The sequence below is a fragment of the Cytobacillus sp. GQ23 genome (assembly GCF_059758675.1).
Window position 1 is genome coordinate 129,114 of record NZ_JCAXER010000014.1, and the last position, 11,456, is coordinate 140,569.

Annotated in this window: 11 protein-coding genes; 2 read left to right on the plus strand and 9 right to left on the minus strand. The window is 41.1% G+C overall.

The window, feature by feature from the left end; all coding sequences use genetic code 11:
- Positions 1-57 precede the first annotated feature (57 nt).
- The 7 genes from argD to AC6CHU_RS13560 all read right to left on the minus strand — a co-directional run bounded on the left by argD (position 58) and on the right by AC6CHU_RS13560 (position 7,129).
- A complete protein-coding gene (gene argD, locus AC6CHU_RS13530) occupies positions 58-1,215 on the minus strand; it encodes an acetylornithine transaminase (RefSeq protein WP_159868832.1) in 1,158 nt (385 codons plus the stop codon).
- Entirely contained in the window at positions 1,212-1,985 is a 774-nt protein-coding gene (gene argB / locus AC6CHU_RS13535) for an acetylglutamate kinase (protein ID WP_159868835.1), read from the minus strand. The genes argD and argB overlap by 4 nt, the downstream gene beginning before the upstream one ends.
- A gap of 12 nt (positions 1,986-1,997) precedes the next feature.
- The gene (argJ, locus tag AC6CHU_RS13540) at positions 1,998-3,227 is read right to left on the minus strand and encodes a bifunctional ornithine acetyltransferase/N-acetylglutamate synthase (protein WP_251283056.1); all 1,230 of its coding nucleotides are present in this window, start codon (positions 3,225-3,227) and stop codon (positions 1,998-2,000) included.
- A gap of 14 nt (positions 3,228-3,241) precedes the next feature.
- Entirely contained in the window at positions 3,242-4,273 is a 1,032-nt protein-coding gene (gene argC / locus AC6CHU_RS13545) for an N-acetyl-gamma-glutamyl-phosphate reductase (RefSeq protein WP_498122048.1), read from the minus strand.
- Positions 4,274-4,461: 188 nt separating this feature from the next.
- Positions 4,462-5,181 (minus strand): YwiC-like family protein, encoded by a 720-nt coding sequence (locus tag AC6CHU_RS13550; RefSeq protein ID WP_159868844.1) that lies wholly within the window; start codon positions 5,179-5,181, stop codon positions 4,462-4,464.
- A 131-nt stretch (positions 5,182-5,312) separates the two neighbouring features.
- Positions 5,313-5,870: a molybdopterin-guanine dinucleotide biosynthesis protein B gene (gene mobB / locus AC6CHU_RS13555; RefSeq protein WP_251283055.1), complete on the minus strand. Its 558-nt coding sequence runs from the start codon at positions 5,868-5,870 to the stop codon at positions 5,313-5,315.
- Positions 5,864-7,129, minus strand: a complete 1,266-nt coding sequence (locus tag AC6CHU_RS13560; protein WP_159868850.1) for a molybdopterin molybdotransferase MoeA — start codon at positions 7,127-7,129, stop codon at positions 5,864-5,866. The genes mobB and AC6CHU_RS13560 overlap by 7 nt, the downstream gene beginning before the upstream one ends.
- A 211-nt stretch (positions 7,130-7,340) precedes the next feature.
- Here AC6CHU_RS13560 and ric point away from each other — a divergent pair, with 211 nt between their 5' ends.
- Positions 7,341-8,033, plus strand: coding sequence for an iron-sulfur cluster repair di-iron protein (gene ric / locus AC6CHU_RS13565; RefSeq protein WP_159868853.1), 693 nt, complete (start codon positions 7,341-7,343; stop codon positions 8,031-8,033).
- 109 nt (positions 8,034-8,142) lie between these two features.
- Here ric and moaA read toward each other — a convergent pair whose 3' ends face one another.
- A complete protein-coding gene (gene moaA / locus AC6CHU_RS13570; protein WP_159868856.1) occupies positions 8,143-9,159 on the minus strand; it encodes a GTP 3',8-cyclase MoaA in 1,017 nt (338 codons plus the stop codon).
- Positions 9,160-9,444: 285 nt separating this feature from the next.
- Between moaA and AC6CHU_RS13575 the strand changes: the two genes are divergently transcribed.
- A complete protein-coding gene (locus AC6CHU_RS13575) occupies positions 9,445-10,146 on the plus strand; it encodes a Crp/Fnr family transcriptional regulator (RefSeq protein ID WP_251283053.1) in 702 nt (233 codons plus the stop codon).
- Between the two features lie 31 nt (positions 10,147-10,177).
- Here the strand turns inward: AC6CHU_RS13575 and AC6CHU_RS13580 are convergent, their stop codons facing one another.
- Complete coding sequence (locus tag AC6CHU_RS13580) at positions 10,178-11,305, minus strand: TIGR04053 family radical SAM/SPASM domain-containing protein (RefSeq protein WP_159868866.1); 1,128 nt, start codon at positions 11,303-11,305, stop codon at positions 10,178-10,180.
- Positions 11,306-11,456 lie beyond the last annotated feature (151 nt).

The window sequence follows — 11,456 nt, forward strand, 5'->3', positions numbered from 1 at the left end:
CTGTATATTTATATAAATTTATTAATTTTTATTCATTCATATGAAAAATAATACAGCTTAAACAGCTGACTTTGATAATTCCTTAAATGTGGATTGCAGAATTTGCACCGCTGTATCTATTTCAGATTTTGAGGCTGTCAAGGGAGGAAGCAGCCGTAAAACATTATCTCCTGCAGGCAATGCCAGCAAACCATTATTTCTTAACTCTTTTAACAAAGATGGAAGGGGAATATCAGATTCAATACCAGTCATCAAACCAAGATTTCGAATTTCCTTAACAGCTGGTATCTGTTCAAGCGATTCGGCCAATTTGTCAGCAAGTAAAGCACTTTTTTCCTGTACAGCATGTAAAAAGTCATCATCAAATATTGTCTTCATTGTTGCAATAGCAGCTGCAATGCTGATCGGGTTTCCGCCGAATGTTGATCCATGGCTTCCTGGTCCAAATACCTCTTCTAATGTTCTTTTTCCAATCACCGCGCCGATAGGCATTCCGCTGCCCAGTCCTTTAGCGGCGGTTACGATATCGGGAGTTAGATTAAAATGCTGAAATCCGAAGGCTTTGCCCGTTCTGCCAATGCCGGTCTGTATTTCATCAATTATCAGGAGCGCACCGTATTCTTTGCAAAGATGTTCAATTTCTGCAAGAAACTCCTGATTCCCAATGTGAATACCGCCTTCACCCTGTACAATTTCCAGCATAACTGCGGCGGTTTCTGAATCCATTTCATCTCTCAATGCATGAATATCATTAAAGGGAACATATTTAAATGTTTCCAGCATGGACCCATAGCCGTTTTTTATTTTATCCTGGCCGGTAGCAGCCATAGTTGCGAAGGTCCTCCCATGGAATGATTGCTGAAAAGTAATGATTTTTTCACGTCCGGTTGCTTTTCTTGCAAGTTTAATCGCTGCTTCATTTGCTTCCGCACCGCTGTTGGAAAAGAACACAAGGTCCATGCCAGCAGCTTCAGAGAGAGCTTTAGCAGCAGTCTCCTGCTGATCCTGTATAAATAAATTGGAAACATGCCAGAATTTATTCAGCTGTTCATTAATTGATTTTTGAACAGCTTCCGGACGGTGACCAAGATTGCATACTCCAATTCCTGATGTGAAGTCCAGATAGCGCTTCCCATTTTTATCGTAAAGATAACTTCCTTCTGCTTTTTCCGGCTCCACTTCCCACCGTGCATACGTTGGAAATAAATTACTCAAGTTAAGACCTCCTTCTTGGCAGATATGTTCGTCCCGATCCATATGCCATCCTCATAAAACTTATCTTTACCTGATACAATCATTACGCTGTTAAGCCCGCTGCTGATCAGGTTCAATGCCGACGTAACTTTTGGAATCATTCCTCCGGTGATTTTTTTATCGTTAATATGCTGTTCAATTTCTTTCCCGTCCAGCTGCTGAGCCAGGTTTCCGTCAATATAAATGCCTCTTACATCCGTTACAAAGATGCAATGTTCAGCTTTAATGGCATTGGCAACAGCTGCAGCGGCATAGTCGGCATTTATATTTAACTTCGTGCCTCCTTCTGAAGCAGCAATAGGAGTAATAACAGGTACCAGGTCTTCATTAAATAACATTTTTAGTACTGACTGATCAACAGAGGTAATTTCCCCCACCAGCCCAAGCTCATTCTGATTGATACATTCTGCCTTTAGCAATCCGGCATCGCTGCCGTTTACTCCAAAGCCCCTCAAGCCATGCTGTTCGAGCATCGAAGTAAGTTTGCGGTTGGATTGTCCTGCCAAAACCATCTCTGCCACCTTCAGAACTTCCGGAGTCGTCTTTCTAAGCCCGTTTACAAATTCATGCTGAATATTATAAAGTCCCAGCAAGCTGTTAATTGCCGGTCCTCCTCCATGAACAAAAACAATCTGGTATCCTTCTTTTTTTAAAACTAAAAGACTATCAAAAAAAGCTTCTCCCAATTCTTCCATTACACTGCCGCCGCATTTAATCACTATACTTTTCATAAGTCATCCCCTTCAGGTACGGTAGCTTGCATTGATTTTGACATAATCATAGGATAAGTCACATCCCCAGGCTTTTCCTTTACCTGCTCCCTGATGAAGATCTACAGTAATTTGAATGACGGAATTTGATAAGTACTCTTTTGCTTCTTCTTCAGAAAATGCCAGTGGAACACTATTTTTCAGCATGACTATAGGTCCGATTGCGATATCCACCGAAGACGGATTAATAGCCGGCTGGCTCTGTCCGATTGCTCCTATGATTCTCCCCCAGTTGGCATCAGCTCCATATATGGCAGTCTTTACAAGGTTTGAGCCGACAATTTGCTTGGCAATTATTCTTGCCTCATCATCGTTTTTGGTTCCCGACACCTCCACCTCGATCAGCTTTGTTGCTCCTTCTCCATCTTTGGCTATCTGTTTGGCAAGACTCTCACACGTTTTGGAAAGCATCTGTATAAATACATCCCACTCCGGGTGCTTTGGTGAAAGTTTGTTGGCAGAGCTGACTCCATTAGCCATAACCATTACCATATCATTTGTTGAAGTATCCCCATCAACGGTTATCTGATTGAACGTTCGGTCGGTAACCTGTTTTAAGGCCATTTGCAAATCATAGCTTTCTATATTGGCATCTGTTGTAATAAAGGCAAGCATGGTTGCCATATTGGGATGAATCATTCCTGAACCCTTAGCCGACCCGCCCATCGTGACTTTTTTTCCATCAATATCTGCCGAGTAGCAGCACTTTTTCATTACTAAATCTGTTGTTAATATGGCTGTTTGAAAATCCTCCGAGTGTAATGCTTCATTGCCGGGCTTCAGCATCTTAATGCCCTTTTCAATCTTATCCATCTGCATATATTCTCCAATGACACCCGTAGAGGCAACTGCCACATGATGTTCCTTCAATTTAAACTGATCAGCAGCAGACTTTCTCATTTGATAGGCATCTTTTAGCCCCTGATCCCCAGTACAGGCATTGGCACACGCACTATTTACAATAACAGCCTGAATGAGCCCTTCTGCAGCAATGCTTTCCTTCGTCACTTTTAGAGGGGCCGCCTGAAAGTGGCTTGTGGTATAGACAGCTGCACATTGTGCAGGCGTATCGCTTAATATAATTCCCAAGTCCTTTTTGGAATAGCGCAGTCCTGCATGGACACCAGCTGCTGTAAAGCCTTTTGGTGTGATGATGCTTCCGGCTGGCAGTTCGGTTATTTCAGCTTGAGATACTAATTGCATTTATCTTTTCCTCCTTATGGATAGAGCGGAACAAATCCAAGTCCGGCTGTTTCATCACATCCGCTCATTATATTAGCATTTTGTACAGCCTGACCGGCAGCACCCTTCATTAAATTGTCAATCACTGAAACGATTGTCAGTCTGCCCGTTCTGGAATCTGCATGGACACCTATGTCGCAAAAATTAGAGCCAGCCACTTCTTTGATAGAAGGGAATGTATTTTCAGGCCGAATTCGAATAAATGGGTGATTTTCATAAACTGATTGATAGAGTTCAAGAATCTGAGAAGAAGTGTATTCGCTGGTCAGCTGAACGTAGCTGGTTGTCATAATGCCTCTTGTTATCGGCAGAAGATGGGTTGTGAATGTGATCGGCATTAAGGCCGAATTCCATCTCATCAGCTGCTGTTCAATTTCAGGGGTATGTTGATGCTGGTTCACCTTATATACCCGCATATTTTCATTTGCCTCCGCATAGCTCGCATTTCTTGTAAGCGCCCTTCCTGCCCCGGACACTCCTGATTTTGCATCGATGACAATGCTATCCGGCTTAATTAAATTTTCATTTACAACAGGTGCAAGACTTAGCAGAGCAGCTGTTGGATAGCACCCCGGATTGGATATGATTTCGGCTGATGCTATTTCATCATGATGCCATTCAGAAAGCCCATACACTGCTTTTTCAACTAGCGTTTCGTTTGCAGGAGTGTGTTTATACCACTTCATGTAATCTTGAGCTGGTATCCGAAGATCGCCGGATAAGTCAATTATCTTAATGTCTTTACCTGAAAAATCTTCTGCAAGTTTTCCCGATATTCCAGATGGCGTAGCCAGGAACACAATATCAGACTGAACTGCTATTTGAGCTGAATCAATTCCCTCTAAATTCTTCTCTAAGATTCCGTATAGATGCGGGTATTCATGCCATATCGGAATATCATCTTTAGTTGAATGAATAGATTTAATGTTAAATTCCGGATGCTGCTTAAGGATACGGAGCAATTCAGCTCCCCCATAACCGGTGGTACCGATAATTGAAACGTTCATAACTGCTCCCTTCACACTCTCTTGTATATTTAATCATTTATATACATATTTATGAATTTATGTTTCTCTTATTATAGAAACTGGTTAAAAAAAATGCAACCTATTTTACTGAAGTTTTTAAGATTTCTAATATTTATTTTCACCATTTCTGGATTAATTGAAAAAACCGGTCTTTTCAGAGCCGGTTCTTAAGTGTGTATGGAAAATAATAACATTAAAAAGAATATCGAAGCATTAGCTATTTCATAAATGCCAATTTTTTTAGGTGAAAATGACCTCCCATAAAATGCAATCGACCGGAAAAGGCTGGGAATAAACGCAGCAGATATAATCCATCCTCCCGCCAGCAGCCAAAGTATCGGTACCGCAGCATGAAAAATCCAGGAAATCCATTTAAAGGATCTATTTTTCTTTTCTCTTATCATGGATTTCACATAAAAGGTGCTTCCTGCAAAAAATAAAATAGATGCCGTAAATACAGTCCAGGCCATCATTGATATTTCCCCATGCGGCAAATAGCTGCTCGCAAGACCCGCTATTGAAAAGGCACAGATAGCACTAAAGTCGTTGCCTAAAGCTCTGTCTCTGTTTTTGGAAGAATAGAGCGCATTAATAATAAAAAAAGGAATCATAAGAAGTCCGAAAATGATAATCGACGGCCTATCCAGCAAAGGAATTAAAAGGAGCAAAATAGCCGGGAGAAGATAAATCGCCGTCCATTTTGCATATAAAGCCATTCTTTTTCTTTTAAAAAGAAGAAGGCCCGGATATGTGGCCAGATATAGTAATATCCAACCTAAAAAAAACGGGATATGAGACCAAATAATATCAGATGCAGCCGCTCCGAGCCAAAATGGCAGAATAAGCATAGCCCAGGCGCCATGCTGCTTCGGCATAAATAACTTCATCTATAATACCTCCCCGCTGCTTTCTGTCTTTAATATATAATCTCCCCGGCAAATTTTAAGTGAAGATTATCACTGACACACATAACGCCACAAAACGTTCAATTTTGAGAGAATAAAAAAACAGCCCAAAATTAAATTGAGCTGTTCTTGCTTCTATTTTTTTTCATTCTTTCGCTCACTAAAAACTCCACAATCCAATCAGGGCCTTTGGGATCACCAATACCGAAAAACGGGGCTTCAAGAGGTACATTATTTCCATTTACTTCTTTATTATCCCAGATGAGAACGGCACAGATATTTGTCAATTCCTTCAAAAGGTGCATATCTTCATCACTTCTAAGCAAGAGTGCCTTAGAATATGATGCCTTTTTATGACCTTCAATAAGCACGACATCCGGCTTCATGTGCAGTACAAGTTTAATTTGCTCCTCCAGGCTCCAGCTATTCTTTTCAGCATGCATAAGCAGTCTGCCTCCCCCTTCAACAAGTGAAGCGGCAGCTCCTGATTCAATATGGCTGCTGGAATCCTTTCCTTCCGGGATTTCGGGTTTGCCGCCATGGCCATGATGTTTAATGGTAATGACAGAAAGTCCCTTTTCTTTTAATCCTGTAATTAATTTATTTATCAAAGTTGTTTTTCCGCTGTTTTGATAGCCTGATACCTGAAAGATAACAGGTTCCTTTACCATGGCCATTCGCTTCCTTCATGGTCCTCAAGCAATAGGACCTCAACGATGTCCCCCTTGCCATAGCCCCTGGTACCGCCTGGCAGAATCATTAGTGAATTCGCACCGGCAAGACTCATCACAATGTTTGATTTATCCACTCCGCTTGGTGCTGCCACCAGCCGTCCTTCCAAATAATTAACAGATGTCCTGACAAATCGTGTAAATGGGTTTGCTTTTGGAAATTCTGCGACCAGCTCAGCCGTTTCTTTCCTTAAATGCGGTTTCTCAGAAAAAAGCATTTTTCGGATGATTGGTCTTGTAAAAAGCTCAAAGCCGACATAGCAGGCAGAAGGATTTCCTGAAAGTCCAAACAGCAGCTTCCCTTCATACTGTGCAACAGTCGTCACACTTCCTGGCCTCATGGCGACTTTATTAAAAAGCACCTCAGCCTGAAGCTTTTCATAAATTCCCGGCAGATAATCAAAATCACCCACGGATACACCGCCTGTAGTAATCAGCATATCCACGTCGTCCAATGCATCTTTTACAGCATTAAAACAAGTGTTAAATTCGTCAGGCAGCTTGCCATAATAAATAACTTCCGCCCCTGCCCGTTCAATTTGGGCTTTAATCATGTGCGCATTGCTGTTTCTGATTTTTCCCGGCTCCAGCGGTTCGTGGACTTCCAATAGTTCAGTGCCTGTTGCAAATAATCCAATAACAGGCTTTTTGGCAACAGGCACTTCCGCATAACCAAAGGTTGCAAGAATGGCCTGAATTCCGGGATTGATCTTAGACCCCTTCTTAACTAAAGAATCTCCTTTTTTTGCATCTTCTCCCTTGAAGGAAACATTGTCTCCAGGTTTATATGAGCGCTTAATGGACATAAATTTCTTACCATCTTCTTCATATGCTTTTGCCAGTTCAAGCATTACAACAGCATCACACTCCTCAGGCATTTGCGCACCTGTCATGATTCTTACAGCCTGGAAGGGGCCGATTTGTTTAGAAGTCACGTGTCCCGCACCAATGTGGTCTACCACCTCAAATACGACAGGATTTTCCATTGAAGCTTCCTTTGTATCTGCAGATCGGACAGCAAATCCATCATATGGTGATCGATTAAAATGAGGGACATCATGTGTCGCTTTTAAATCTTCTGCCAAAAAACGGCCATTGCTTTCATTAATGGATATGCATTCTGCACTCCCGTTTAAATGATATGCCATGACTTTTTTTACTGCTTCAGCAACAGGAATGGGAGTTCTTTTTTCCAGCATGGTATCAGCTCCTATGGACTTTTCTAATTAGATTATTATAAACGTACATGAAAATTCATAACATGACAATCGTCACACTTCCGTTTTCATATACCTTTGGGTTTACCAAAAAATTTTATAAAAAGCCTGCAAGTGTGATGTCCGTCACCAGGTTGATGCAGATAATCGTTTATTCTTTAGGTAGTTCACAAGATAGAAGGAGGAAATTTCAATGGCTATACAAATTTCAGAAGATCGTCTGGTAAAAGATATCGTAAATGAATTTCCAAAGACAAGCGATGTTTTTAAACGTCACCGCATTGATTTTTGCTGCGGCGGAAATATTCCGCTGGCGCGTGCAGTTTCAGAGCAGTCAGCGGATATGGATGTTTTAATTCACGAATTAAACGAAGTCATTCAAAAGGAAAACCCAACCGAGGATTTAGAGGTTTGGACAGACAGTACTTCAGAAGACATTATTGAACATGTCATCTATCGGTATCATCGTCCTCTTGAAGAAGAACTATCACTATTAAGCCCATATGTAACAAAGGTATCAAGAGTTCATGGTGAAAGCCATGAGGAGCTTCTTAAAGTTCATCAATTATTCTTTGAATTGAAGCACGAGCTTCTTGAACATACTTCCAAAGAAGAAGAGTCAGTTTTTCCGCTTCTGCTAAAGCTTGAAGACCCTCAGGTTAAGAATCGCGAAGAAATCATCAGTTATATCCGGGAGCTTGAGAAGGAGCATGATCATGCAGGTTCCATTTTAAAGGAATTGAGGGAGATTACAGCTGATTTTACTCCTCCAGCAGATGCATGCGGTTCTTACCGTCTTGTATATAAGCGCCTTGAAGATTTGGAAAGCCAGACATTCATGCATGTTCATCTGGAAAATAATATTCTATTCCCCCGATATATTTAAACCTGTTTATCTGCAGCCATTACAGGCTGCAGATTGTTTTTATGTTAACGGCAAAAATAAAAGCCTGCCTGCTATGGCCATTTCCCATGACACAGCAAAGCATGCTTCTTTATCCACCAATATAGGACATTTCAATCTTTTTCCTGTTTGCAGCAGTTTCCTCTGTACGTTCGTCTGAATATCTGTCTTTTCTGCCGCTCCAAATCATGATAATCCGATCGGTAATTTCTTCGTCCGTTGCGCCTTTTCTCATAAATTCCTTTATATCGTGGCCTTCTCCATTAAATAGGCACGTGAAAATTTGGCCGTTTGCTGACAATCTTGAACGAGTGCAGCTTGAACAGAAAGATTCAGAAACAGATGTAATAAACCCGACATCCACACCGCTGTCTTTATAGCGGTATCTCTTGGCCACTTCTCCGAAATAATCCGGGTCTACCGGCTCCAGCAAATAATGTTCCTTTAAGATGTCATATATCTCTTTTTTCGTAACGACCTCGTCCATTTTCCAGCCGTTTGTGCTGCCGACATCCATGTATTCAATAAAACGGAGCTGTAAGCCATTATCCTTGCAGAACTTAGCCATAGGAACAATTTCAGAATCATTCAGGCCTTTTTTTACAACCATATTAATCTTCACGCCAAGTCCAGCTTCTTTTGCTGCTTCGATCCCTTTTAGGACTGGCTTGACACCTACATTGCGTCCGTTGATTTGTCCAAAAAGCTCATCATCCAAACTGTCGAGACTGATGTTAACCCTCAACAATCCAGCTTCCTTTAAATCCTTCGCATGTTTGGGAAGCAAGACACCATTCGTGGTCAGTCCTATATCTTTTAATCCCTCAATGTCTGATAGCATTTTGACAAGTTTAGGCATGTCCTTTCTCATGAGGGGCTCCCCGCCTGTCAACCTGATCTTCTCCACTCCAAGGCTTACGAAAATTCTAGCCAGCCTTTCAATTTCTTCATAGCTGAGAAGCTCGCTTTTTGGAAGAAAAGCAAAATCAGGACCGAAAATTTCTGCCGGCATGCAATATTGACAGCGGAAATTACAGCGGTCAATAACAGAAATTCTCAGGTCTCTTAAAGGCCTATTTAATTTATCTTTAACGATTGTTTTAGCCATTCCGTTCAACTCCATATAAAGAGTGACTTGTTTAAGCTTTCTATACAGATGTATATTTTAGCCTTTCCCTTAAAATAACAGAAATAACCCAGTATCTCAAATTAAAGGCTTTTACTATTAGAACATACAATCGATACAATGTTAATAGGGAATTGCTTCTTATTAGCTATCATTCAGCCATATCTATAGAAAATGCCACAATAAAGACACAAAAGCCGGCCATGTTTTCACTATACAAATGATATTATTGTGAAAAAAGACAGTTGTTTTATGAGGAGGATTCCCATGGCTCATAAAGCCATTAAACAAACACACTCCATTGAGATTAAAGAGCTTCTTCATTTCGCTGACCGGCATATGAAAACCCTGAAAGGAGCTTATATTTTTCAGGAAGGGATGGATGCTGATGAGTTATACATCATCCTTTCCGGCAAGATACAAATCAGCAAGATAACAGCAGATGGAAGGGAACTCACCTTCAGGTTATGCGGAGAAAATGAAATCATTGGCGAGCTGACCTTATTTACCAGTGACCCAAAATATTTATTGAATGCTTTAGTTCTGGAAGATGGTGAAGTAGCTGTGATAAAAAAAGATGTCCTGGAAAGAGAGATTTTTAAAAATAGTACTCTCGCCTATGAATTTATGAAATGGATGAGCGACCATTTCCGCAATACACAAACTAAATTCAGAGACCTCGTGCTTAATGGAAAAAAAGGTGCCCTGTATTCAACTCTTATCAGAATGACTAACAGCTATGGAGTAAAAGTGAATGGCGGCATACTCATTGATCTGCCCCTTACGAACCAGGAGCTTGGAAATTTCTGCGGCACTTCCCGGGAAAGCACCAATCGGATACTGGGTGAACTGAAGAAGGACGGCATTATTACAATAATAAATGGAAAAATTACAGTTAATGATCTCCAATACTTAAAAAATGAAATAGGCTGTGAAAATTGCCCAGCCGTATACTGCAGCATTGAATAGGAGTGCAGTCAATCTGCACCCCTGTATCCTTTTATGCTTTTTCCGTTTTCTTTCTAAGCGCCTTAGGAATATATACACAAAATGGTTCACTTTCCATATAATCTCCCGTCATGGCAAATGCACGTGATCTTGATCCTCCGCAGACATAACGGAATTCACATTGGCCGCATTTTCCTTTGTATTTATCAGGATTTCTGAGATCTTTAAAAATAGGTGAATCCCTGTATATTTCAGCGAGCGGCTGTTCCCTTACATTCCCTGCTTTAACAGGCAGCAGCCCGCTTGGATAAACGTCCCCAATGTGTGAAATGAATACAAAGCCGTTTCCATCATTTACTCCCTTTGGCGCCCTTCCTAAACCATCTATAGAACCTGTCAGCCCTTGCTGTGTAAGTGCATTGAGATAGTGAATATCCTCATTTTGAGCCTTTGCTTCCTTCATTTTTTGCTGAATGACTACTCGACGGTAATGTTGGGCTGCAGTGGTCTTAATATCGAAGGAAACCTTCTTGCTTAAATTATAAAGCCATGTAAATACCTTCTCATGCTCAACCGGTGTGATCATATCTTTTTCCTGCCCTCTCCCTGTTGGGACGAGGAAGAACACACTCCAAAGAACACATTTGAGTTCTTCTACAGCCTGGGCCATCTCCTCAAGAAAATCGATATTATAACGCGAGATAACTGTATTAATCTGAACCGGAATTTCAAGCTCGTGTAAATATTTTATCCTTTCAATCGTTAAATCAAAGGAGCCTGAAGTTCCCCTAAAATGGTCGTGAATTTCTGCATTTGGCCCATCAAGGCTAAATGCCCATCGAGCCAGGCCGACCTGTTTGGCTTTTTCAATTGCTTCTTTAGTTACATTTGGTGTCGCACTGGGGGTCATGGAGACACGCAAGCCCTTTTTCACGGCATAATCGGCAATGTTGAATACATCCTGCCTCATTAATGGGTCTCCACCTGTAAACACAAGCATAGGGTTGTTCATTTCCCTGATTTGGTCAATTAGGGCCTTTCCTTCTTCAAAGGAAAGCTCCCGCGGGTCTCTCCTATACTGCGCTTCAGCACGGCAATGCAGACATTTTAGCTGGCATGCCCTTGTTAATTCCCAGATAACAATAAAAGGGGCTTTATTAAAATCTCTATTAAATCCCATTAAAGATGCCTCCTTGACGGCCTCACTCCCGGCCATTTGTCAAAACAAAGCAGACTATTTTTTGTTTTTCATTGTTATTATAGGATAATCGGAATGTGAAATAAGTGAACTACCTCACAAGGGCAAAAAAAAACAGCAGGAAATACTCCTG